Annotated in this window: 24 protein-coding genes and 1 tRNA gene; 18 read left to right on the top strand and 7 right to left on the bottom strand. The window is 67.2% G+C overall.

Translation table 11 applies throughout. The features are described 5' to 3' along the window. Positions 1–52: 52 nt before the first annotated feature. Entirely contained in the window at positions 53–1,150 is a 1,098-nt protein-coding gene (locus RS83_RS15135) for a VIT1/CCC1 transporter family protein (RefSeq protein WP_045280316.1), read from the top strand. Positions 1,151–1,323: 173 nt separating this feature from the next. Here RS83_RS15135 and RS83_RS15130 read toward each other — a convergent pair. Then, positions 1,324–1,406, bottom strand: a tRNA-Leu gene (locus tag RS83_RS15130). A 111-nt stretch (positions 1,407–1,517) separates the two neighbouring features. On the opposite strand from RS83_RS15130, the gene RS83_RS15125 reads away from it, so the two are divergent. Further along, positions 1,518–2,813, top strand: a complete 1,296-nt coding sequence (locus RS83_RS15125) for a M20/M25/M40 family metallo-hydrolase (RefSeq protein ID WP_045280315.1) — start codon at positions 1,518–1,520, stop codon at positions 2,811–2,813. Positions 2,814–2,864: 51 nt separating this feature from the next. After that, on the top strand, positions 2,865–3,689 hold the full coding sequence (locus RS83_RS15120) for an undecaprenyl-diphosphate phosphatase (RefSeq protein WP_045280314.1): 825 nt from the start codon (positions 2,865–2,867) through the stop codon (positions 3,687–3,689). A gap of 5 nt (positions 3,690–3,694) precedes the next feature. Here RS83_RS15120 and RS83_RS15115 read toward each other — a convergent pair whose 3' ends face one another. After that, positions 3,695–4,549 (bottom strand): PAC2 family protein, encoded by an 855-nt coding sequence (locus RS83_RS15115; RefSeq protein ID WP_045280313.1) that lies wholly within the window; start codon positions 4,547–4,549, stop codon positions 3,695–3,697. Between the two features lie 123 nt (positions 4,550–4,672). Here RS83_RS15115 and RS83_RS15110 point away from each other — a divergent pair, with 123 nt between their 5' ends. The 11 genes from RS83_RS15110 to RS83_RS15060 all read left to right on the top strand — a co-directional run bounded on the left by RS83_RS15110 (position 4,673) and on the right by RS83_RS15060 (position 15,878). Beyond that, positions 4,673–5,323, top strand: a complete 651-nt coding sequence (locus RS83_RS15110) for an HAD family hydrolase (protein WP_045280312.1) — start codon at positions 4,673–4,675, stop codon at positions 5,321–5,323. Continuing rightward, positions 5,320–6,375, top strand: a complete 1,056-nt coding sequence (locus RS83_RS15105) for a tRNA (adenine-N1)-methyltransferase (RefSeq protein WP_045280311.1) — start codon at positions 5,320–5,322, stop codon at positions 6,373–6,375. Before RS83_RS15110 ends, RS83_RS15105 begins: the two co-directional genes overlap by 4 nt. A gap of 10 nt (positions 6,376–6,385) precedes the next feature. Beyond that, positions 6,386–7,303, top strand: coding sequence for a hypothetical protein (locus tag RS83_RS15100; protein WP_045280310.1), 918 nt, complete (start codon positions 6,386–6,388; stop codon positions 7,301–7,303). Beyond that, positions 7,303–8,295, top strand: coding sequence for a helix-turn-helix transcriptional regulator (locus RS83_RS15095; RefSeq protein ID WP_045280309.1), 993 nt, complete (start codon positions 7,303–7,305; stop codon positions 8,293–8,295). Before RS83_RS15100 ends, RS83_RS15095 begins: the two co-directional genes overlap by 1 nt. Continuing rightward, a complete protein-coding gene (locus tag RS83_RS15090; RefSeq protein WP_045280308.1) occupies positions 8,292–9,287 on the top strand; it encodes a helix-turn-helix transcriptional regulator in 996 nt (331 codons plus the stop codon). Before RS83_RS15095 ends, RS83_RS15090 begins: the two co-directional genes overlap by 4 nt. 32 nt (positions 9,288–9,319) lie before the next feature. Beyond that, complete coding sequence (gene tatA, locus RS83_RS15085) at positions 9,320–9,556, top strand: twin-arginine translocase TatA/TatE family subunit (protein WP_045280307.1); 237 nt, start codon at positions 9,320–9,322, stop codon at positions 9,554–9,556. Between the two features lie 57 nt (positions 9,557–9,613). After that, positions 9,614–10,372 (top strand): twin-arginine translocase subunit TatC, encoded by a 759-nt coding sequence (gene tatC, locus RS83_RS15080; RefSeq protein ID WP_045280881.1) that lies wholly within the window; start codon positions 9,614–9,616, stop codon positions 10,370–10,372. Then, entirely contained in the window at positions 10,369–12,843 is a 2,475-nt protein-coding gene (locus tag RS83_RS15075; RefSeq protein ID WP_045280306.1) for a DEAD/DEAH box helicase, read from the top strand. Before tatC ends, RS83_RS15075 begins: the two co-directional genes overlap by 4 nt. A gap of 11 nt (positions 12,844–12,854) precedes the next feature. After that, entirely contained in the window at positions 12,855–14,378 is a 1,524-nt protein-coding gene (gene lnt, locus RS83_RS15070; protein ID WP_045280305.1) for an apolipoprotein N-acyltransferase, read from the top strand. A gap of 85 nt (positions 14,379–14,463) precedes the next feature. After that, the gene (locus RS83_RS15065; RefSeq protein WP_156153226.1) at positions 14,464–15,081 is read left to right on the top strand and encodes a TetR/AcrR family transcriptional regulator; all 618 of its coding nucleotides are present in this window, start codon (positions 14,464–14,466) and stop codon (positions 15,079–15,081) included. After that, complete coding sequence (locus RS83_RS15060; RefSeq protein ID WP_045280304.1) at positions 15,078–15,878, top strand: NAD(P)H-dependent oxidoreductase; 801 nt, start codon at positions 15,078–15,080, stop codon at positions 15,876–15,878. The genes RS83_RS15065 and RS83_RS15060 overlap by 4 nt, the downstream gene beginning before the upstream one ends. Before the next feature lie 78 nt (positions 15,879–15,956). On the opposite strand, the gene RS83_RS15055 is transcribed toward RS83_RS15060, so the two are convergent. The 4 genes from RS83_RS15055 to RS83_RS15040 form a co-directional block, all read right to left on the bottom strand. Continuing rightward, positions 15,957–16,340, bottom strand: coding sequence for an RNA polymerase-binding protein RbpA (locus RS83_RS15055; protein WP_045280303.1), 384 nt, complete (start codon positions 16,338–16,340; stop codon positions 15,957–15,959). Positions 16,341–16,445: 105 nt separating this feature from the next. Then, positions 16,446–17,240 carry a glycerophosphodiester phosphodiesterase family protein gene (locus tag RS83_RS15050; RefSeq protein ID WP_045280302.1) on the bottom strand — a complete coding sequence of 265 codons (795 nt, stop codon included), beginning with the start codon at positions 17,238–17,240 and terminating at the stop codon, positions 16,446–16,448. Then, positions 17,237–18,166 carry an SPFH domain-containing protein gene (locus RS83_RS15045; protein ID WP_045280301.1) on the bottom strand — a complete coding sequence of 310 codons (930 nt, stop codon included), beginning with the start codon at positions 18,164–18,166 and terminating at the stop codon, positions 17,237–17,239. The genes RS83_RS15050 and RS83_RS15045 overlap by 4 nt, the downstream gene beginning before the upstream one ends. A gap of 9 nt (positions 18,167–18,175) precedes the next feature. Beyond that, positions 18,176–18,649 (bottom strand): NfeD family protein, encoded by a 474-nt coding sequence (locus RS83_RS15040; protein WP_045280300.1) that lies wholly within the window; start codon positions 18,647–18,649, stop codon positions 18,176–18,178. 121 nt (positions 18,650–18,770) lie between these two features. Here RS83_RS15040 and RS83_RS15035 point away from each other — a divergent pair, with 121 nt between their 5' ends. After that, positions 18,771–19,535, top strand: coding sequence for an SDR family oxidoreductase (locus RS83_RS15035; RefSeq protein WP_045280299.1), 765 nt, complete (start codon positions 18,771–18,773; stop codon positions 19,533–19,535). A gap of 73 nt (positions 19,536–19,608) precedes the next feature. Here RS83_RS15035 and RS83_RS15030 read toward each other — a convergent pair whose 3' ends face one another. Next, complete coding sequence (locus RS83_RS15030; protein WP_045280298.1) at positions 19,609–20,205, bottom strand: HdeD family acid-resistance protein; 597 nt, start codon at positions 20,203–20,205, stop codon at positions 19,609–19,611. 178 nt (positions 20,206–20,383) lie between these two features. On the opposite strand from RS83_RS15030, the gene RS83_RS15025 reads away from it, so the two are divergent. The 3 genes from RS83_RS15025 to RS83_RS15015 are packed head-to-tail and all read left to right on the top strand — an operon-like array spanning position 20,384 to position 23,589. After that, positions 20,384–20,782, top strand: coding sequence for a helix-turn-helix transcriptional regulator (locus RS83_RS15025; RefSeq protein ID WP_045280879.1), 399 nt, complete (start codon positions 20,384–20,386; stop codon positions 20,780–20,782). A 5-nt stretch (positions 20,783–20,787) separates the two neighbouring features. Then, positions 20,788–21,198 carry a VOC family protein gene (locus RS83_RS15020; protein WP_045280878.1) on the top strand — a complete coding sequence of 137 codons (411 nt, stop codon included), beginning with the start codon at positions 20,788–20,790 and terminating at the stop codon, positions 21,196–21,198. 30 nt (positions 21,199–21,228) lie between these two features. Then, on the top strand, positions 21,229–23,589 hold the full coding sequence (locus RS83_RS15015; RefSeq protein WP_082071690.1) for an ATP-binding cassette domain-containing protein: 2,361 nt from the start codon (positions 21,229–21,231) through the stop codon (positions 23,587–23,589). The last annotated feature ends 35 nt before the right edge of the window (positions 23,590–23,624 follow it).

Below are 23,624 nucleotides of genomic sequence, written 5' to 3'. Positions count from 1 at the left end.
AGCGTGGAACGGTTGCCCTGCACCGGGCGCCCATTGATCTCAGGGAGACCCCATGACAGCCCCCGCTGCCGCGGAACCGACCGCCGCCGACCGCCGCCGCTGGGCGCGTTACCTCGTCGAGGAACGTGCCGAGGGCCACGTGTATCGAAGACTCGCCGCGCGTCGAACCGGGGAGGAGCGCGAGATCCTGCTGAACCTCGCTGAGGCGGAACGCCGCCACGAGCAGCACTGGCTCGACCTGCTCGGCGATGAGCCGGCCCGACTGCCGCGCCCCGGCCTGCAGTCGCAGCTGCTCGGCTGGATGGCCGGCCGCTTCGGCTCGATCTTCGTTCTCGCCCTCGCACAGAGTGCGGAGGCGCGTTCGCCCTATGACGAGGAGCAGTACGCGACGCCGGCGATGCGCGCCGACGAGAAGATCCACTACGAGGTGGTGCGCGGGCTGGCGGCGCGCGGGCGTCGGCGGCTGTCCGGCTCCTTCCGCGCCGCGGTGTTCGGAGCGAACGACGGTCTCGTCAGCAACCTCGCGCTGGTCCTCGGCATCGGCGCGACGGGTGTGAGCTCGAGCTTCGTGCTGTTCAGCGGCGTCGCGGGACTGCTCGCGGGCGCGCTGTCGATGGGAGCAGGGGAGTTCGTGTCGGTCCGTTCGCAGCGCGAGCTGCTCGCCGCCACGGAGGCCAACGATGACGCCGCCGACTCCGCAGGTGATCTCGACATCGATGAGAATGAGCTCGCGCTCGTCTACCGGGCGCGCGGTATGGATCAGCAGGAGGCGCTCGCCCGCGCCCGCCGGATCGTGACGGCGGCCCAGGAGGGTGCTCGCCGCACTGCGACCGGCCCCGTTCGCACACACGCTGGCGACGAGCACGACATCGTCGGCAGCGACTGGACGGCGGCCATCTCGAGCTTCCTGCTCTTCTCGTCCGGTGCGATCATCCCCGTGCTGCCGTGGATCTTCGGGCTCCAGGGTGCGACCGCCGTGATCGTCGCCCTCGTCCTGGTCGGCATCGCCCTGCTCAGCACGGGTGCCATGGTCGGCATTCTCTCGGGAGGACCGCCGCTTCGACGCGCCCTCCGTCAGCTGGCGATCGGATTCGGTGCCGCGGCGATCACGTACCTGCTCGGGCTGCTCTTCGGCGTCGGCGCGGTCTGAGCCCGCGTCCGTCCGAACGCCTCTTGCTCCCAGCGGGCGGTGCGGTGCCACCCGGCATCCCACCGCCCGCTGCATCGTCGTGGCATGCGGTTCATGCGGCAGCAGGGATATGTCCGCGCACGCCGTGTCGGAGACGCGAAAAAGGCCCCCTTTCGGGAGCCTTTCTCGTTCTGTGCGCGGAGGGGGACTTGAACCCCCACGCCCTTACGGGCACTACGACCTCAACGTAGCGCGTCTACCATTCCGCCACCCGCGCAGGTGTTGGATGATCGTTGCCGACCGAAGAATGACACTATCACGAACTCCGGACGCTCTCGAACCGAGCCGTACGCCCGGGCGTGGCACGTGCATTCGATAGCCTGGTCCCATGATCGATCAGTCGCTTCCCGAGGTCGTGCGCGTCGCGAGTGACCTGATCCGCTTCGACACCTCGAACTTCGGCGGCGGCAACGCCAAGGGGGAGCGAGAGGCGGCGGAGTATGTCGGTGCCTATCTCGAAGCGCTCGGCCTCGAGGTCGAGTACTACGAGCCGATCGACCGGCGCACCAACGTGATGGCCAGGGTCGCGGGCCGCGATCGGTCGAAGCCGGCTCTGGTCGTGCACGGCCACCTCGATGTGGTTCCAGCCATGGCCGACGACTGGACGGTCGACCCCTTTGCCGGCACCGTCCGCGACGGGATGCTCTGGGGCCGAGGGGCAGTCGACATGAAGAACATGAACGCGATGATCCTCACCTCGGTCGCCGACATCCTGCGTGCGGGGGAGCAGCCTGCGCGCGACCTCGTGCTCACGTTCTTCGCCGACGAGGAGAACGGCGGCGTCGAGGGCTCGGCGCTCGTCGTAAAGGACCGACCGGAGTGGTTCGCCGGCGCGGGCGAGGCGATCAGTGAGGTCGGCGGCTACTCGATCACTGTCGACGATCGGCGCGCGTACCTGCTGCAGGTCGGCGAGAAGGCGCTGATCTGGATCCGTCTGGTGGCGAAGGGCCGTGCCGGTCACGGCAGCAGGCTGCACGAGGACAACGCCGTGACGCGGCTCGCCGAGGCCGTGGCGGCGATCGGTCGGACTCGCTGGCCGATCAATCTCACCGCGACCACGTCTGCGCTGCTCGACGGCCTGAGCGCGCTCAGTGGTCGGAGCACCGACGACCCTGACGCCCTCGCCGCTGCCGCCGGGCCCGCCGAGGCGTTCCTCCGCTCCACGTTCCGCACCACGACCAATCCGACCGTGCTCACGGCCGGCTACAAGCACAACGTCATCCCGGAGCGCGCTGAGGCCCTGATCGACGTGCGAGTGATCCCCGGCACGGAGGACGACGTGCTCGCCGAGCTGCAGCAGATCGTCGGCGATGACGTCGAGATCCAGACGGTCGTCCGCGACATCGGCATGGAGGTGCCGTTCGAGGGTGATCTCGTCGAAGCCATGGTGGCGAGCATCGGCCGTCATGACCCCGGCGTACCGGTGATCCCGTATCTCCTCGGTGCCGGTACCGATAACAAGGCGCTGTCGTCGCTCGGCATCACGGGCTACGGATTCGCGCCGCTGAAACTCCCGGCCGATCTGGACTTCACAGGGATGTTCCACGGAGTCGACGAGCGAGTACCCGTAGAATCGCTTGTCTTCGGCCAGCGGGTGCTGACCGATCTGCTGCGCACCTACTGAGCATTCGCTCGTCCGGTCGCGCGACCTCCCCGAATCAGAAGGCCACCCTCCATGCACCTGCTCGAAGCGCTCATCCTGGGGATCGTCCAAGGACTGACCGAGTTCCTCCCCATCTCCTCGAGCGCCCACCTGCGCATCGTCGGCACGTTCCTGCCATCGGGCGAGGATCCGGGTGCCGCGTTCACGGCGATCACGCAGATCGGCACGGAAGCGGCCGTGGTCGTGTTCTTCTGGCGGGACATCGTGCGCATCGTCTCGCAGTGGTTCCGCTCGCTCTCCGGCAAAGTGCCGCGCAATGACCCCGATGCCCGGATGGGCTGGCTGATCATCATCGGCAGCATCCCGATCGTGATCCTCGGTCTGCTGTTCCAGGACCAGATCGAGAGCGTCCTGCGATCGATGTGGATCGTCGCGATCATGCTGATCGTGTTCGGCATCCTGCTCGGCATCGCCGACCACGTCGGCGCGAAGCGGCGCAAGCTGAACGATCTGACCTACCCGCACGGCATCGCATTCGGCTTCGCTCAGGCGCTCGCCCTCGTCCCCGGCGTGTCGCGGTCCGGCGGCACCATCACGATCGGACTGTTCCTCGGCTACGAGCGTGCGGCAGCAGCCCGCTACGCCTTCCTGCTCGCCATCCCCGCGGTCTTCGGCAGTGGCTTCTACCAGGTCTACAAGAGCTGGGACGAGCCGTCGTTCTTCTCGTTCGGCGACACGCTCGCCGCGACCGGCATCGCCTTCGTCGTCGCGCTCGGGGTCATCGCGTTCTTCATGAGCTGGATCTCGAAGCGCAGCTTCCTGCCGTTCGTGATCTACCGGATCCTGCTCGGCACGGTGCTGCTGGTGCTGCTCGGCACCGGCGTCATCACGGCCTGATCGGCTCAGCGCTTGCGGTCGCCGGGGCCGTCGTCGCGGCGCCGCAGGTACCGCTCGAAGGCCTGTGCGATCGCATCGCCGGATGCTTCGGGGGAGTCCCACGTGTCGCGGGTGCGCTCCAGCTGACGGATGTACTCCGCCATGTCCTCGTCGTCCGCTGCGGCGGCGTCGATCGACGCCTCCCAGGCGGCCGCCTCGGTGCGCAGGTGGTCGCGAGTGACGTCGACGCCCGTGAGCTCCTCGAGCCGATCGAGCAGCGCGAGCGTCACCTTCGGCGACGGGGTCGCGGTCGCGACGTAGTGCGGCACGCTGGCCCACAGACTCGCTGTGGGGATGCCGGCGCTCTCGGCGAAGTGCTCGATGACGCTGAGGATGCCGACGGGGCCCTCGTACAGTGAACGCTCCAGCCCATGCGTCTCACGGACCTGCTCGTTCGGGCTCGAGGCGAAGATCGAGATGGGGCGCGTGTGCGGCACGTCCGAGAGCATGGCGCCGAGCGTCACGACACCGGTGATGTCGTCGCGGAGAGCGATATCGATGAACTCCGAAGCGAATGCCTGCCAGGTGCGAGCGGGCTCCACGCCCGTGAGCAGCCAGAACTCAGGGGTGGTGCCGTCGCCGGACTCGCGCGGACGCCAGAGGGCGGCCTCCGGCCACTTCAGCTGACGATGCCCCTCGGCATCCATCCGCGTCGACGGCCGCGTGTACTGGTAGTCGAAGTACAGCTCGGGGTCGACGGAGTGGACCAGGTCGTAGTCGGTCGCTGCGCGCAGCGCCTCGACGGCGCCGCTCGCGCCCTCACCGGCGTCGTTCCAGCCGTCGAAGGCGACGATGACGATGCGCGAACCGAGAACATCCATCCGAGGCTCCCTTCGAGGTCGAGGACGTATCCCTCCAGGCTAGTCCGCGTGGACAGGAAGTGGGCGGCAGCCCCGGCTAGCATGGGTTCAGTGAGCAGACAGCCCAGCGCGGTCCTTTGGGACATGGATGGAACACTCGTCGACACCGAGCCGTACTGGATGGCGGCCGAGACGGCGCTGGTGGAGTCGTTCGGCGGCACCTGGACCCACGAGGACGCACTGCAGCTCGTGGGCAACGGTCTCCTGGACAGCGCGATCATCCTGCAGAAGGCGGGAGTCGACATGGCGGCGGATGCCATCATCTCCTCCCTCACCGACTCCGTGCAGGATGCGCTGCGTACGCAGGGTGTGCCCTTCCGTCCCGGCGCGCGCGAGCTGCTCGCCGACCTCAAGGCGGCCGGCATCCCGACTGCGCTCGTGACCATGTCGCTGCGGCGCATGGCGCTCGGTGTCGTCGATCTCATCGACTTCGACGCCTTCGAGCTCGTGGTCGCCGGAGACGACGTCGACAACCCCAAGCCCCACCCCGAGCCGTACCTGCAGGCGGCTGCGCTGCTCGACATCGACATCGCCGATGCCGTCGTGATCGAGGATTCGCCGACCGGACTGCGCGCCGGCATCGCCTCCGGAGCCGTCGCGCTCGGGGTGCCGCACATCGTCTCGCTCGACGACGTCGGCGCACACGAGCTCTGGCCGACGCTCGAGGGCCGTACCGCCTCCGACATCTCCGAGTTCTTCGACCGTCAGACCACAACGGCGGGAGCCAACCGATGACAGAGCACACCGCCGAGCCCGGCCAGGCAGCACCGTCCGAGCTTGCGACGCAGCGCCCGAGCGGACCGTTCCGCGAGGGCGATCGCGTTCAGCTCACCGGCCCGAAGGGACGACTGCACACCGTCACCCTCAGCGCAGACGGCGGGCTCCACACGCACCAGGGTGTGCTGCACCACCGCGACCTGATCGGGCTGCCGGACGGCTCGGTCGTCGCGAACAGCTCGGGCCACGAGTACCTCGCGCTGCGTCCACTGCTCCGCGACTTCGCGATGTCGATGCCGCGTGGCGCGGCGATCGTGTATCCGAAGGACGCCGCCCAGATCGTGATGCAGGCCGATATCTTCCCCGGTGCGGTCGTCGTCGAAGCCGGCGTCGGCTCCGGCGCCCTGTCACTCGCCCTGCTGCGCGCGGTCGGCACGACCGGCTCACTGGTGTCGTTCGAACGGCGCGAGGAGTTCGCCGAGGTCGCGCGTGGCAATGTCGAGACGTTCTTCGGCGGCACGCCGTCGACCTGGTGCGTGGTCGTCGGCGACCTCGTCGAGGCGCTTCCGCTCGAGCAGCCGAGCGGATCCGTCGACCGTGTCGTGCTCGACATGCTCGCGCCGTGGGAGTGCATGGATGTCGTGGCCGATGCACTCACGCCTGGTGGCGTCGTGCTCTGCTACGTCGCCACCGCGACGCAGCTCTCCCGGGTGGCGGAGTACATCAGGGGCACCGGACTGTTCACCGACCCTGAGGCCTCCGAGACCATGGTCCGCGGATGGCACGTCGAGGGCCTGGCGGTGCGTCCGGATCACCGCATGGTCGCGCACACCGGTTTCCTGCTGACCGCGCGTCGACTCGCACCCGGTGCGATCGCGCCGACCGTCAAGCGGCGGGCGTCCAAGAGCAGCTACGGCGATGACGACGTCGAGCAGTGGACGCCTGGTGCCGTCGGCGACCGCGTGATCAACGACAAGAATCTGCGCAAGCGCGCACGGGACGCCTCGAAGGCGGCCGAAGGGGCGCGCCTGGCCGCCGCGTCGCGCGAATCGGAGCAGACGACGGAATAGACTGGAGGGCGTGCGTAAAACGTCCGCCGTTCTGGCCACTCTCAGCCTCGTCGTCCTCGCTCTGACGGGGTGCACCGCCGCGCCGTCCTTCGATGGGGCCGCCTGTGACCGCGCGTCGACCGGAGACAGCAGCGTGCTGGATGCCGCCACGATCACCGGCGACCTCGGGTCTCTCCCCGATGTCGAGGTGTTCGGGCCCGTCAAGGTCGACAAGACCTCGTACGCCGACGTCACGGTGGGGGACGGTCGCGCACTGACCTCCGACTTCCAGCCGATGGTGCTCGACATCGCGTTCTACGGTGGCAAGAGCGGCAAGAAGCTCTACAACTCCGAGTTCAACGGCGATCTGAGCCGCGTGAACAACATCGACTTCTGGGCGCAGAAGTCACCGGGACTCGGCGGCGTGCTCGAATGCGCCACCGCCGGCAGCCGCGTGCTCGCCGTGCTCACGCCCGATGACTTCGGGCAGCAGAACGTCGACGGCTTCGGGCTCGCCAAGGACGAGAACGTGGTCGCCGTGATCGATGTGCTCGAGGTATACCCGACGCGCGCCTCCGGCGCACTGCAGTTCAACGACGCCCGTGGTGTGCCCACCGTGGTCCGTGCGGTCGACGGCACGCCGGGCATCATCATCCCCGACAGTGCAGCACCGAAGAAGCCCGTCACCCAGACGCTGATCAAGGGCGATGGTCCGAAGGTGAAGCAGGGTGACATCATCCTGAACAACATCATGGCCGTCGACTGGGACGACAAGACCGTCACGAGCAACACCTGGGGTTCGACCGCGAGCCTCGGTGCCGCAGCGAAGGAACTGGTCGGAGCCACGGTCGGTTCCCAGCTGCTCGTCGTGATCCCCGCGGCCGAGGGCTCGGCTGCGACTGCCGTCGTCGTCGACATCCTCGGCATCGTCCCGGCAGCGCCCCAGTGATGGCAGCCCGGATCCCCGCGGAGGAGCGCCTGACGAATCTCGTCGTGGCGCTCATGGCCACGGAGATCGGGCTGACGAAGCAGCAGATCCTCGACAACGTGTCCGGATATCGCCAGCGAGCGGATGCCGGTACGCGGTCGGATGCTCTCGAGAAGATGTTCGAGCGCGACAAGGAAGAGCTGCGTGCACTCGGCGTCCCCATCGAGACGATCGGCGATGCGGCCGACCCGAACGATCTGCGTGAGGCCCGCTATCGCATTCCGCAGGCGGAATACGATCTGCCGAGTGACATCGAGTTCACTGCAGCCGAGCTCGCGGTGCTCCGACTGGCCGGCAGCGTGTGGAGTGCTGAATCCGCATCCGGCGACGCGCAGTCCGGCGTCCGCAAGATCCGCGCACTCGGCATCGACGGCGACGAGCCCATCATCGGCTTCGCCCCGCGCATCACCGCTCGCGACGCCGCATTCGCGCCACTGCAGGAAGCGATCGAGAAGAGCCGCGTCGTCGGCTTCGACTATCTCAAGCCGGGGGAGGACGCCCCCCGCCGAAGGACCGTCCGGCCACTCGCACTCGTCGACTACGAAGCGCGCTGGCACGTGTTCGGGATCGATGTCGACATCGAAGAGGAGCGGATGTTCCTCCTCAGCCGGATCGTCGACGACGTGAAGATGTCGAGCGTGACGTTCGATGCCTCACTCCGAGACGGCGCAGGCGAACGCGCCCTGCAGGGACTCGCCGTGGTGGCCGCGAACAATGCGGCGCTGCTCGAGGTCACCCCTGGCACGGAGGCCGCACTCCGACTCGGTCGCCGAGCGACCCCGGCAGCGCAGGGCATCACCGTGCCGTTCGTCGACCTCCACATCCTGGCGGACGAGATCGCGTCGTACGGGCCCGAGGTCCGCGTGGTGGAGCCTGCGCCCCTCCGAGACGCGGTCATCGCCCGACTGCGAGCAGTCGTGGACGCGCACGACGCGCAGGAAGGGGAGCGATGATGGCGCAGCCGAAACCGCTGCTCGCCGCCGACCGGGTGCGACTGTACCTGACGCTCGTTCCGTACCTCCTCGAGCACGGCGAGGTCTCGCTCGCCGAAGCGGCTGAGGAGTTCGGCGTGACTCCTCGAGAGATGCGCAGCATGGTCGAGAAGCTCACGGTCATCGGTCTGCCCGGTGAGTCCGGGTACTGGCAGCAGCCGCAGGAGATGTTCGACATCAACTGGGACCTGCTCGATCAGCAGGATGTGATCGAGATCACCAACGATGTCGCGCTGCGTCGCGTCCCGCGGTTCACGGCGCGCGAAGCCGCAGCCCTGCTCGCCGGTCTCCAGATGGTGGCCGCGGTTCCTGCGGTCTCCGACTCTGGCCTGGTCGCCGGACTCATCTCGAAGCTGTCCCGCGGCGCCGCTGATGCTCCGGCAGACGTGGTGGTCGCGCCGAGCGCGGTCGACGAGGTTCGCGAGGTCGTCGCCCGCGGTGTGCAGGAGGGCAGGGCGATCTCCTTCACCTATCAGGCGCCCGACGCGGCGCCGACGACTCGCACAGTCGACCCGGTGCAGATCCTCATCACCAATGCGCAGTGGTACCTCCAGGGCTGGTGCCACCTGCGTCAGGCGATGCGGACGTTCCACCTCGACCGCGTCAGCGACCCGAAGATCACCGACATCCCGATCACGCATGCCGGCGATGTCGTGCCCGAGGCCTTCGCAGGGCTCGACGACGAGCGCGAAGTGACCGTGCGTCTTCCTGAGCGGCTCGTCCCGCTGCTCGAACGATTCCTGCCACCGGCGACGCTCGAGACCGTGAACGGCGTGGTGACCGCGAACCTGCATCTCGCCGATCCACGAGGGATCAAGCGCCTCGCCGCACGCTTCGGCGGCGGCATGGAGGTCGTCGGCCCGAGCATCGCGCGATCGGCGACCAGGGAGTGGGCGACATCCGGACTCGCGTTGTACCGCACACCCGATAGCTCGGATAGGTCTGTAGACTGATCTGAATCGCCCACCGACGACGGGATTCTGACATGTTCGCTGGAATGCAAGGCTGGCACCTGCTGATCGTGCTCGCCGTGATCCTCCTCCTGTTCGGAGCAGCGAAGCTCCCGGCACTCGCGAAGAGCATGGGCCAGTCGGCTCGCGTGTTCAAGGGCGAGATGAAGGCCATGAAGGAAGAAGACGCCGACCGCGCCGAGTCCGTCGTTGTCGAGCCCACCACGGTGAAGGACTCCGGCACCGACCCTGAGACCCCGCCTCGCGCCTGACCGCTCGTGGCAGTCATCGAACCGTCCGAGAAGAAGAAGGCGGAACGGGATCGGCGGATGTCGCTCGGCGCCCACCTGGTGGAGCTGCGCAAGCGACTGATGTACGCGGCGCTCGCGCTGGTGGTCGGAATGGTGATCGCCTTCCTGATCACCGACCCGGTCATCAGCTTCATCACCAAGCCGATCAACGACATCGCAGCCGAGCGAGGCGAAGACGTCGCGGCGCTGGTGTATTCGACGATCACCGGACCGTTCGACATGCGGATGCGGATCGCCTTCTCGCTCGGCCTGTTCATCTCGGCACCCGTCTGGCTCTGGCAGATCTGGGCGTTCATCATGCCCGGATTGACGCGCAAGGAGATCCGCTACACGATCTCCTTCGTCGCCGCAGCCGTCCCGCTGTTCTTCGCGGGGTGCTACGTCGGCGTGATGATCCAACCGCACATCATCGAGCTGATGGCGGGCTTCACGCCTGAGGGCGCGAAGAACCTCTTCCAGGCGCAGGAGTACTACGACTTCATCTTCAAGCTGATGATCGTGCTCGGCATCGCGTTCATCCTCCCGGTGTTCCTCGTCGCCCTGAACGTCGCCGGCGTCATGTCCGGCAAGGCGATCCTCAAGGGATGGCGGTGGGCGATCATCATCGCGACGGTCTTCGCCGCCCTGGCGACACCGGCAGCCGACGTGATCAGCATGCTGATGCTCGCCGGCATCCTGATCGTGCTGTTCTTCGCCGCGGCAGGCCTCTCCATGCTGTTCGATCGACGGAAGCGCAAGCGCAACGCTGAGTCCGGCCTGCTGCCGGATCCCGCATGAGTTCGCCCTCGGAGCGGTACGCGGCAGCTCGCGAGGCGTCGGAGCATCCGGCGACGCTGGCGTTCGCCGCACGCCAGAAGTTCGATCTCGATCCGTTCCAGATCGCGGGCTGTCATGCCCTCGAGCGCGGGCAGAGCGTGCTGGTCGCGGCACCCACCGGCGCCGGCAAGACGATCGTCGGCGAGTTCGCGATCCACCTCGCCATGCAGACCCCGAGCGACAAGGCCTTCTACACGACGCCGATGAAGGCACTGTCGAATCAGAAGTTCCGCGAGCTTGTCGAGGTGTACGGCGCCGACCAGGTCGGGCTGCTGACCGGCGACACGAACATCAACGGCAATGCGCGCATCGTGGTGATGACCACCGAGGTGCTGCGGAACATGATCTACGCTGACTCGGCTGCCCTGCGCGATCTCCGATACGTCGTGATGGATGAAGTCCACTACCTCGCTGACCGCTTCCGGGGGGCCGTGTGGGAAGAGGTCATCATCCACCTCCCGCAGCACGTGCGCCTGGTTTCGTTGAGTGCCACCGTCTCGAACGCCGAGGAGTTCGGCGACTGGCTCGACACGGTCCGCGGCGACACCGAGGTGATCGTGTCGGAGATCCGCCCCGTCCCGCTCGAGCAGCACGTGCTCGTGCGCGACGACCTGCTGCCGCTGTTCGATGACCGCGCAGGCATCGCGACGGCGCAGGTGAATCAGGAGCTCATGCGCATCCGCTCCTTCACCGGTTCGCACTACGAGAACAATCGCCAGGCGCAGTCGTATGTGAGCAACCGGCACGCCGGCAGACAGGCGAAGCGCCCGCCGCGTGGCGGGCAGCGGCCGGTGCGACCGTCGAACGTGCGTCGCATCGAGCGGATGGATCGCCCGGATGTGGTCAAGCTGCTCGAGCGCGCAAACCTGCTTCCGGCGATCTTCTTCATCTTCAGCCGTGTCGGCTGTGACGCGGCGGTGCAGCAGGTGCGCCGTTCCGGCATCCGCCTGACGTCGGTCGAGGAGCGCGCCGAGATCAGAGCGATCGTGGAAGAGCGCACCCGGACGCTGCAGGAAGAGGATCTCGGCGTTCTCGGCTACTGGGACTGGCTCGACAACCTCGAGCGGGGTGTCGCCGCGCATCACGCCGGCATGCTTCCCGCGTTCAAGGAGGTCGTCGAGGAACTGTTCCGGCTGAAGCTCGTCAAGGCCGTCTTCGCGACCGAGACGCTCGCGCTCGGTATCAACATGCCGGCCCGCACCGTCGTGCTCGAGAAGATGGAGAAGTTCAACGGTGAGGCGCGTGTTGCCATCACCTCGGGGGAGTACACCCAGCTCACCGGCCGTGCCGGACGACGTGGCATCGACGTGGAGGGTCACGCCGTCGTCCAGTGGACCGAGGGCATGGATCCGCAAGCGGTCGCCGCCCTCGCATCGCGACGGACATACCCCCTGAACTCGAGCTTCCGACCGACGTACAACATGGCAGTCAACCTGATCGATCTGTTCGGCAAGCCGCGAGCTCGACAGATCCTCGAATCGTCGTTCGCGCAGTTCCAGGCCGACCGTTCGGTCGTCGGTCTCGCCAGGCAGGTCAGGGAGGCCGAGGAGTCGCTCGGCGGGTACCAGAAGTCGATGGCCTGCGAGCACGGCGACTACACGGAGTATGCGGCGATCCGGCGCGAACTCAGCGATCTCGAGAAGAAGAACCGTCAGGACTCGCACGCGCCTCGTGCCTCTCGCGAAAAGCGGATGAAGCGCATCCAGTCGCTGCGCACCAGCATGCAACGGCACCCGTGCCACCGGTGCCCTGATCGCGAGGCGCACGCGCGGTGGGCTGAACGCTACTGGAAGCTCAAGCGCCAGACCGACCGCATCCGGCGTCAGATCGAGACGCGCACCGGCACCGTCGCCCGCGTCTTCGACCGTGTGGTCGAGGTGCTCGAGACGCTCGACTACCTCTCGGACACGTCGGGGGAGACCGCCCTCACCGAGGCGGGGCGAACGATGCGACGCATCTACGGCGAACGCGACCTGCTGGTCGCCGAGTCGTTGCGTCAGGGGCTGTGGCGCAACCTCGACGCGCCTTCGCTCGCCGCCATGGCCTGCTGCCTGGTCTACGAACCGCGTCGCGACGAGGCGAACTCCGGAGAACGAGGTCTTCCGCGCGGGGCGTTCCGTCTCGCGTACGAGAAGACGACGACGCTCTGGGCCGAGCTCGATGACCTCGAGAAGGACCACCATCTGCCGGGCAGCGAGCCTCTGGCGGCCGGTCTCGCCGGGGCGATGCACGCCTGGGCACGCGGCGGCGCGCTCGACCGCGTGCTGGTCGACGCCGACATGGCGGCCGGCGATTTCGTGCGCTGGGCGAAGCAGACGATCGATCTGCTCGACCAGCTGTCGATCGTCGCCGAGGATGCCGACACCGCGCGCACCGCCCGCGCAGCGCTCGATGGTGTGCGCCGTGGCATCGTCGCGTACTCCTCGATGTGAGAATGAGAGGGATGTCCGAATCCCGCGCGCTCTCGCGCCCTCTCCTGCCACTGTGGGCCGCCGCGATCGCCGCAGCGGTCGCTGCCGTCCTGATGTTCTTCGCCTACCCGGGCGCCGCGGTCTGGCTGCTCGCCTTCCCTGCGACGGCTCTGTTGCTGCTCTCGCTGATCGGTCGGCGGTTCGGCGGCGCGCTCACGGTCGGACTCGTCTACGGCATCCTGTTCTTCGCCCTGTTGGTGTCCTGGACCTCGCGATACCTCGGGCCGGTGCCGTGGGCTGCGCTCAGCGTGTTGGAAGGCGCGCTGACCGCTCTCGCACTGATCCCGATCGCTCTGGCGTACCGCTGGGTGCCGCGCGCGTTCCCCTCGGCCGCCGCCCGTCTGTTCCTGCTGCCAGTGGTCGTGGCAGCGCTGTGGGTCGGGCGAGAGCTCTTCATCGGAACCTGGCCGTATGGCGGCTTCCCGTGGGCTCGAATCGGTATGAGCCAAGCGCAGAGCCCGCTCGCGTCGCTCTCCTCATGGGTCGGCGTGAGCGGTCTCGGGTTCCTCATGGTGCTGCTGGTCGCGATGGTCGTCGAGGTCGTCCGGCTGCGTGCCTGGCGGCGACCGCTGCCGCTCGTCGTCCCAGCGGCGCTGGTCCTCGTGCTCGCCTTCACGCCGATCTTCCCCACCGCGGATGCCGGCACCATGCGGATCGCCGCAGTGCAGGGGAACGGCCCGACCGGGTACTTCGACCAGCGGGAACCCTACTCGGTGATCGACGCGCAGACCGAGGCCACCGAGCCGCTGTATGGGGAGGACGTCGACCTCCTGGTGTGGCCGGAGGGATCGCTCGACACCGATCCATTCCAGAACGAGACGCTCGCCCGACGGATGACGCTGATCACCACGCGCATCGGTGCACCGCTGCTCGCGAACGCGGCGACCGGCCGCGCCGACCGATACTTCAACACCTCGCTGCTGTGGACCGATGCCGGGGGAGCGACGCAGCTGCACGACAAACGTCACCCGGTGCCCTTCGGCGAATACGTACCTGACCGCGCCTTCTTCAATGCCTTGGCTCCCGATCTCATCGGTCTCATCCAGCGCGAGTACACTCCCGGCGAGAACCCGCCGATCGTCGACATCGACGGCGTCGCAGTCGGTCTCGCGATCTGCTTCGACGTGATCTATGACGACGTGATCCTCGAAGGGATGAACGCCGGCGCGCAGGTGCTCGTCTTCCAGACGAACAATGCGGATTTCCGCGGCACCGATGAGAACCTGCAGCAGCTCGCCTTCGCGCGCATGCGGGCGATCGAGACCGGACGAAGCGTGGTCAACGTCTCAACCGTCGGCACGAGTCAGATCATCCGGCCGAACGGCGAGACGGTGACGAGCCTCGACGCCGACGAGTCGGGCGCGATGCTGGAGGATGTCGACCTGCGCACTGGACTGACGGCCGGCATCGTGCTCGGCCCCTGGGTGCAGCAGGTGCTGCTATGGGGCGGTCTGATCACACTCCTCGTGGGATGGTGGCGCAGCAGACGCCGCTGACATCGTCGCGCGGAACCACCCTCGCGTAACTTACGAATGGTAAGTTACTAAGGGTAAGTTCTTCGCATCGATCAGAGGGGCAGAAATGCACGCCGTATCGGAAACCGAACCCCGGAGACGTCTGACCAAGCCCGACCGTCACGCCCAGCTGCTGGACACGGCGCGCACGCTCATCCGCGAGGAGGGCACGGACGAGCTCTCGCTGGGGCGTCTCGCCGAGCGAGCAGGGGTGACCAAGCCGCTCGTGTACGACCACTTCGGCGACCGCGCGGGGGTGCTCGCCGAGCTCTACCGGGAGTTCGAGCATCGTCAGCGTCAGACGTTGCGCGACGCGCTCCATGGGGCGGCTCCAGATCTGTCCACGACCGCAGCCCTCGTCGCCGGCGCCTACGTCGACTGCAGCCTCGCCGAGGGCAGAGAGCTCGCCGACGTGGTCGCTGCCCTCGCCGGTTCGTCGACGCTCCGCCGGCTCAGGGAGGAGGCCGAGCAGGCCTACCTCGACATGTGCCGCGCTGCGCTCGAGCCGTCTTCGGGCTCGCTGGACGCCGCCGGGTTGCGGGCGCTCATCGGTGCGGGTGACGCGCTCGCCCGGGCCGCCCTCGCCGGATCGATCGGCACCGATCGCGCACGCGACGCCCTCACGACGGTGGTGCTCGCCATCGCGACCGAACACCGCTCCCAGGAACGCGAGGACGCACGATGACCATCAGCCACACGCCCACGCCAGGCAGCGCCCTGTGGCTGTACGCCCACCCGCGTCACGGGTCGTTCAACCATCGGCTCTTCGAGGAGGGCACGACGGCTCTGAGGGAGCGGTACGCCGTCGCGACCTCCGACCTGCACGCGCAGGGCTTCGACCCGGTGCTGAGTGTTGGTGATCTCGGCGACCTCGCGGCGATACCGGGCAACCTCGCCGAGCAGGCAGGGGAGGCCTACCTCCGCGGCCAGGCCGCCGCCGACGTGCTCGCGGAGCAGTCGAAGCTCGCCGACGCCGAACTGCTCGTGATCCAGTTCCCACTGTGGTGGTACGGGATGCCCGCCATCTTGAAGGGCTGGTTCGATCGGGTGCTCACGAGCGGGTTCGCGTACGGAGACATGGACCCGGATCTCGGGGTGCCGCGTCGCTACGGTGAAGGCGGCCTCACCGGGCGAAAGGCACTGATCGTGGTGACCGCGGGGGAGGACGCACGGTCGATCGGCCCACGCGGCATCAGCGGAGACCTCGACGCGCTGCTGTTCCCGCTGACCCACGGCACGCTCTGGTACGTGGGCATCGACGTGCTCGACCTGCACGTGATCCATGACGCTGACGCGCTCGACACGGATGCAGTCGAACGTGAGGTGACACGTCTCCGTGACCGACTGCAGACGATCGATGCGGAGGCCGTGCAGCCGTTCCGGCGGCTGCGCGATGGCGACTACGCGGGGACCCGAGCGCTTCGACCGGATCTCCTACCCGGTCGAACCGACCTCGGGATCCACCTCGACGCCGGCCGGTAGCACGCGACGACGCGCAGGCGCACAGCAGAACGCGACGGCGGATCACCCGATCCGTCGTCGCGTTCGTGGTGCAGCGGGTCAGGCCCCGATCTTCTCCCGAGTGGGGTCTTCGCCGGCGCCTCGGCGGGCGCGGATGAAGGCCAGGCGCTCCTCGAGGAGCTCTTCGAGCTCGGCACGGGTGCGGCGCTCCAGCAGCATGTCCCAGTGGGTACGCGCCGCCTTCTCGTCGGTGACCTCGAGCGTCACGGCCTGGCCGTCGACGTTCAGTCGTGCCTCCGCGCCGCAGGAGCGGCATTCCCAGGTCTGGGGCGGCTCGGCGTCGGCCGCGAACATGAGGTTCGTAACGTGGCCGCACGTGTCACAGGTATAGGTGGTTTCACGGCGCTCCATGAAAACGACGCCCTCTTCGCTCTGTAGGCTCTGGGCGCCGAGTCGGATGCCGCGCAGGCTGCGATCTGCCATTGTGTGGTCCTCTCGTCGCTGTCAGGTATAACGCTCCAGCCTGTGGGCTTCATCCATGCGAGCGACTTCTCGGCCGGATTCACAGCGGAATCCCAGCGCAGGAGGTTATGGGCGGCGTGGCGGCTCGATATCGCGCACGACCTCTACAGCGATATCGGCGCGGTCGGTCACGATCCCGTCGACACCGGCGAGCACAAGTCGGCGCATGGCCTCGGGCTCGTTCACGGTCCACACGTGCACCTCGACCCCCTCACGGTGCGCAGCGCGCAGCACTGCAGGCGTCAGCACCTGGAGCCGGCCGTGACGCTCCGGGATCTGGAGCGCATCGATCTCTCTCAGAGCCCGAGACGACGAGACCCGGAGCGCCGAGAGCGCCCGGACCGCAGCGATCGTCCAGCTGCCTCCCGAAGTCGCTGGGCGGATCGATGCTCCTGCCCGCACCGTGGCGGCGACCGTGGCTCGACGGTTCGCGTCTGAGAAGCTCGTCACGAGCACGCGGTGCGTGTGCTCGGCCAGGATCGGGCCCAGCAGATCGGTTGCGGCAGCTGTCTTCACATCGATGTTGAACCGCGTCAGCGGAAAGGAATCGAGCGCGTCGGCGACGGTGAGCAGGCCACCGTGATCTGCAAACAACAGTGCAAGTTCGCGCGTCCGCACCTCTCGGACGGACCGGGGGTCGCCGGTGAGCCGCTCGATCGTCGCGTCGTGGAACAGCACCACGTCACCGTCAGCGGTGACCTGGCAGTCAGTCTCGATGAACTCGGCGCCCGCCGCGTGGGCAGCGGCGAAGGCGGCTGCGGAGTTCTCCCAGACACCGGAGTCCTCGCCCACCGAGGTCACAAGACCGCGATGCGCGAGGACTCTGGGGTGCTGTGCCTTCTCGAAGTACGGGTGCGTCACACGCCGGGAGGGGTGTTCGTCGGCGCCTGGCCGGGCTTGGGCGTGAACGCGCTGCCGATGCCCTTCAGCGCCTCCGTGAGCTCACTCGGAATGATCCACAGCTTGTTCGACTGGCCCTCGCTGATCTTCGGCAGCATCTGCAGGTACTGGTAGGCCAGCAGCTTGTCGTCCGGTGCGCCCTGGTGGATCGCGGTGAAGACGTTCTGAATGGCTTCGGCCTCACCCTGTGCACGCAGCACGGCCGCCTGCTTGTCACCTTCAGCTCGGAGGATCTCCGCCTGACGCGAGCCCTCGGCCTCGAGGATGGCGGACTGCTTGGTTCCCTCCGCGGTCAGGATCGCCGCTCGACGGTCACGCTCCGCGCGCATCTGCTTCTCCATCGAGTCCTGGATGGAGATGGGCGGGTCGATCGCCTTGAGCTCGACCCGGCCGACGCGGATGCCCCACTTGCCGGTCGCCTCATCGAGGACCACACGCAGCTGCCCGTTGATGTTGTCACGGCTGGTGAGGGCCTCCTCGAGGTTCAGTCCACCCACGACGTTACGGAGCGTCGTCGTCGTGAGCTGCTCCACCGCACCGAGGTAGTTCGCGATCTCGTAGGTCGCCGCTCGCGCGTCGGTGACCTGGAAGTAGACGACCGTGTCGATCGAGACCACGAGGTTGTCCTCGGTGATCACCGGCTGCGGCGGGAAGGACACGACCTGCTCGCGCATGTCGATCAGGGGCCGAAGACGATCGATGAACGGTACGAGGATGTTCAGACCCGGCATGAGGGTCTTGTGGTACCGGCCGAGCCGCTCCACGACCCCGGCTGTCGCCTGGGGGATGATCCTGATCGAGCGGGCGAGGGTGACCACCACGAAGATGATCACCGCGATCACGAGTATCCAACCGATGGCCGCGGGGATGAACGAGGCGTCGTCCATGAGGTTCTCCTAGTCGTTGACGGGACGGACTGTGGCGGTCGCCCCGGTGATCGCCGTGACGGCGATCGGTGAGCCCTGGGGGATCGGCACGGAAGTGGATGTGCGGGCGGTCCAGGTGTCGCCGTTGCTGAGCTTGACCTGGCCGGAGATCTGCGTGATGTCGTGGAGAGCGATGCCGCGGAGGTCGATGAGTGCGTCGACGTTCGATTTCGTCGGGTCCTCCCCGCGACGCAGTCTCTTGAGCAGGGGTGGTCGCAGGAAGAGGATGAAGAGCGCGGCCGCGGCGGCGGCGATGAGCACTTGGACCCAGATCGGGATGCCCACGAAGTCGGTCACGAGACCGACGAGGCTGCCGAAGCTCAACATCAGGAAGGTGAAGTCGAGGGTCAGCATCTCGATCACGAGAAAGAGGGCGATCAGGACCAGCCACCCGATCCATGCCCATTGGTCGATGAACTGTACGAATGTCGCGAAGTTGTCCATGCGGCCTCCTTTGGCGTCAACCTATCATGCGGGTGTGACGTCGCCGGGGTGCCGCGAGGCGGTCTTGATAGTCTGGGAACGCCGCGTGATCGCGGCGTTTCACGCATCAAGAGGAGTCACCGTGACCGACGTTCTTCCCGCAGGATCTCTCGACGGCAAGGTCGCTCTTGTCACCGGCTCGTCTCGCGGGATCGGAGCCGACACGGTGCGCTACCTGGCACAGGCCGGAGCCGACGTCGTCATCAACTTCCGCAACAAGGCGCCTCGTGCGGAGAAGCTCGCCGCCCAGCTCCGCGAATTCGGACGCCGCGCGCTCGTCGTCGGCGCCGACCTCACCGATCCGGAGTCGATCGCAGCGATGTTCGACGCGGTACGCGCCGAGTACGGTCGCCTCGACGTGCTGGTCCTGAACGCTTCCGGCGGCATGGAGTCCGGTATGGCCGAGGACTACGCGCTCACCCTCAACCGCGATGCGCAGGTCAACGTGCTGGAGGCCGCGACGCCGTTGCTCGGTGAGGGCTCGCGCGTCGTGTTCGTGACCAGCCACCAGGCGCACTTCATCCGCACCACCCCGACCATGCCGGAGTACGAGCCCGTCGCACTGTCGAAGCGAGCTGGCGAAGACGCGCTGCGCGAGCTGATCCCCGGCCTCGCCGAGAAGGGCGTCGGCTTCACCGTCGTCTCCGGCGACATGATCGAGGGCACCATCACCGCGACGCTGCTGGAGCGCGCCAACCCGGGTGCGATCGCCGAGCGGCGCGAGTCTGCCGGCAAGCTCTACAACGTCTCGGAGTTCGCCGCAGAGGTCGCACAGGCAGCCGTCGACCCGGTGCCGGCCGACAACACGCGTCTCGTCGGCGACGTCAGCGCGTTCGCTGCCGAGTAGTCCCATCCATGCGAGAACGGCCCCGTCCTGCAGCAGCAGGGCGGGGCCGTTCTCATCCGGTTCGAGGAGCGGATCAGACCGTGGTCTCCGACTGCACCGCCGCGACGAAGTCCTTGCCGTCGCGGCCGAGCGTGATCGCGCGAATGATCTGGACGATGCCGAGTGCGACCAGCGATATGCCGAAGAAGAGCCAGATCGCGAGGCCCGCGATGAGCGGCGAGAACAACACCACGACGCCGGCGATGATGCTGAGCAGCGCGTAGAGCAGGGTCCAGACGCGCGAACCGTCCTGTCCGAGCAGCGACAGGGACACCACGCCGTCGATGATCCAGCTGATGCCGATGAAGATCACGACCACGAGCGCGAGTGTCGCCGCGGCGACGCCGAGGTTGGCGAAGGCGATCACGCCTGCCGCGATGTAGAAGAGGCCCAGCACGATGTGGCCGACGCGCGCCCAGCCACCGCGGGCATGGGAGAAGATGCCGAGACCGATGTAGACGAGACCGGCGACGACGAGATAGGAGGCGAAGATCGCGGTCACGATGACGGCGGACTTCACGGGCCAGACGAGCAGCACGATGCCTGCGATGAGGGCGATGACGCCGGAGACGGCGAGCGTGATGCGGATCGACTTGAAGAGCGATTTCGCTCCGGAGAGTGCTTCGGACATGGGAGATGCCTTTCTGGGAGAATCCTGTGAGGGCGTCTTCAGGGTATCGCTCGCGATGCGCATCATGGGGGAGGACCGCAGAAGTGCGTCGTATCCCGTCATTCCGCGTGATGCACCGTCATGGCAGGATCATCTCGTGACTCCACCAGACGATTCCCGCCTCCGCGATCTCGCGGTGATGCGGAGAGTCCGGGATCGCATCGATCGGGAGTACGCCGAGCCCCTCGATGTGGAGGCGCTCGCGCGTGGCGTGCACATGTCTGCCGGACACCTGAGCCGGCAGTTCCGCGAGGCGTACGGAGAGTCTCCGTACTCGTATCTGATGACGCGCCGCATCGAGCGGGCGATGGCCCTGCTGCGCCGTGGCGACCGCAGCGTGACGGAGGTCTGCTTCGATGTCGGATGCTCGTCGCTCGGCACGTTCAGCACCCGGTTCACGGAGCTCGTCGGAGTCCCACCCAGCGTGTACCGTGAACGAGCCGCCACCGTGGAAGGCATCCCTGTCTTCCAGGCCAAGCACGTGACCAGACCGATCAGGAATCAAGAAGCGCCCCGAACGGGCGCACATCTAGCGTGAACACCATGAACATCAGCATCCACTACGCATTCCTTCCGCACACCGACGCCGACGCGGCACTCGGCTTCTACCGCGACGCGCTCGGATTCGAGGTGCGCAACGACGTGGGGTACGACGGCCTCCGCTGGCTCACGGTCGGCCCGACCGGGCAGCCGGAGACGTCGATCGTGCTGCATCCGCCGGCAACAGACCCCGGAATCACGGATGCCGAGCGCCAGACCATCCTCGAGCTGATCGCGAAGGGCAGCTACGGCGCCCTCACGCTGGCGAGCGATGACCTCGACGCGCTCTTCGACCGACTCGTCGAGCACGGGGCGGATGTCGTGCAAGAGCCCATGGATCAGCCCTACGGCGTGCGGGACTGCGCCTTCCGCGACCCCGCAGGCAATCTGCTCCGAATCAATCAGGCCGGCTGAGCCCCTCAGCCTCGAACACCAAGGATGCCGATGTCCTCTCCTGCCCCACACGCCGCCGACAGCCACGACCTCATCCGTGTGCAGGGCGCACGCGAGAACAACCTCAAGGAGGTCAGCGTCGATATCCCGAAGCGACGGCTGACGGTGTTCACCGGGGTGTCGGGGTCCGGCAAGAGCTCGCTCGTCTTCGACACCATCGCGGCCGAGTCGCGTCGCATGATCGACGAGACGTACAGCGCGTTCGTGCAGGGCTTCATGCCCTCGGTGCCGCGTCCGGACGTCGACGTGCTGGAAGGACTCACGACGGCGATCATCGTGAATCAGGAGCGGCTCGGTGCGAACCCGCGCTCGACCGTCGGCACCGTCACCGATGCGAATGCGATGCTGCGCATCCTGTTCAGCAAGCTCGGTACCCCGTACATCGGCGGACCGACCGCGTTCTCGTTCAACATCCCGACGCAGCGGGCGAGCGGCGTGATGACAGGGCCGGGCGGTGAGAAGAAGATCGTGAAGGATGCGATCTACCTCGGCGGCATGTGCCCGAGGTGCGAGGGCAGGGGAGCGGTATCGGATCTCGACCTTGCGCAGGTCGTCGATGAGTCCAAATCGTTGGACGAGGGCGCGATCATGGTCCCCGGGTACACGGCTGACGGCTGGATGGTGAAGGGGTTCTCCCAGTCCGGTTTCTACCCGGGCGACAAGCCGATCGAGCAGTTCACCGAGAAGCAGCGGCATCTGTTCCTGTACGGCGAGGTCACCAAGGTGAAAATCTCCGGCATCAACATGACCTACGAGGGGCTGATCCCGAAGATCACGAAGTCGATGCTCTCGAAGGACCTCGATGCGCTGCAGCCGCACGTCCGTGCATTCGTCGAGCGGGTCGCGACCTTCGCCGTCTGTCCTGAATGCGACGGCACCCGACTCACCGAGGGCGCGCGCTCATCGAAGATCGATGGGGTGAGCATCGCCGACGCGTGCCGGATGCAGGTCACCGATCTCGCGGCCTGGGTGCGCGGTCTCGACCTTCCGGGTGCCGGGCCGCTGCTCGAAGCGCTGAGCGCCAACCTCGACGCCTTCGTCACGCTCGGCCTCGGGTACCTCAGCCTGGAGCGCCCGTCCGGCACACTGTCAGGGGGAGAGGCGCAGCGCATCAAGATGCTGCGACACCTCGGCTCATCGCTGACCGACATCACCTACGTGTTCGACGAGCCGACGATCGGTCTGCACCCGCACGACATCCAGCGCATGAACGGTCTGCTGCTGCAGTTGCGCGACAAGGGGAACACCGTGCTCGTGGTCGAGCACAAGCCCGAGACCATCGTGATCGCTGATCATGTCGTCGATCTCGGACCCGGCGCCGGCAGCGGCGGCGGCGAGATCTGCTTCGAGGGGTCGGTCGACGGCCTCAAGGCCAGCGGCACACGGACGGGCGAGCACCTCGACGACCGCGCCACACTGAAGGATGCTGTCCGCAGCGGTGACGGGGCGATCGAGGTGCGCGGCGCGACAGCCAACAACCTGCAGAACGTCGACGTCGACATCCCGATGGGTGTGCTCAGTGTGATCACCGGCGTCGCAGGGTCGGGCAAGAGCTCGCTCATCCACGGATCAGTGACGAAGCGCGAGGGTGTCGTCGCGATCGACCAGGCCGCGATCAAGGGTTCGCGCCGGAGCAACCCGGCAACGTACACGGGGCTGCTGGAGCCGATCCGCAAAGCGTTCGCGAAGGTCAACGGTGTGAAGCCGGCGCTGTTCAGCGCCAACTCCGAAGGGGCATGCCCGACGTGCAAGGGCGCCGGTGTGATCGTCACCGAACTCGGGTTCATGGACTCGATCGAGACGCCGTGCGAGGACTGCGGGGGCAAGCGCTTCCAGGCCGCCGTGCTCGAGTACAAGCTCGCAGGCAAGGACATCACCGAAGTGCTCGACCTGCCCGTCTCGGACGCACGGGCGTTCTTCTCCGAGGGCGAGGCCAAGCTGCCCGCTGCCACCGCGATCCTGGGGCGACTCGACGACGTCGGCCTCGGGTATCTCTCGCTCGGACAGCCGTTGTCGACGCTCTCGGGCGGTGAACGGCAGCGCATCAAGCTGGCGATCCAGATGGGGGAGAAGGGCGACATCTACGTGCTCGACGAGCCGACGACGGGCCTCCACCTGGCTGACGTCGACAAGATCCTCGGGTTGCTCGATCGTCTGGTCGAGTCGGGGAAGACCGTGATCGTGATCGAACACCACCAGGCCGTGATGGCGCATGCCGACTGGATCATCGACATCGGCCCGGGAGCCGGGCACGACGGCGGACGTGTCGTGTTCGAAGGAACCCCAGCCGACTTGGTCTCCCAACGATCCACACTGACGGGGGAGCACCTGGCGGCCTACGTCAGCGGGTGATTCATTTCCCAAGATTCCCCATTTACGGGGGTTTT

This window comes from Microbacterium oxydans, from assembly GCF_000956525.1.
GTDB lineage: Bacteria > Actinomycetota > Actinomycetes > Actinomycetales > Microbacteriaceae > Microbacterium > Microbacterium oxydans_A.
This window is presented reverse-complemented; position numbering and strand designations above follow the sequence as displayed.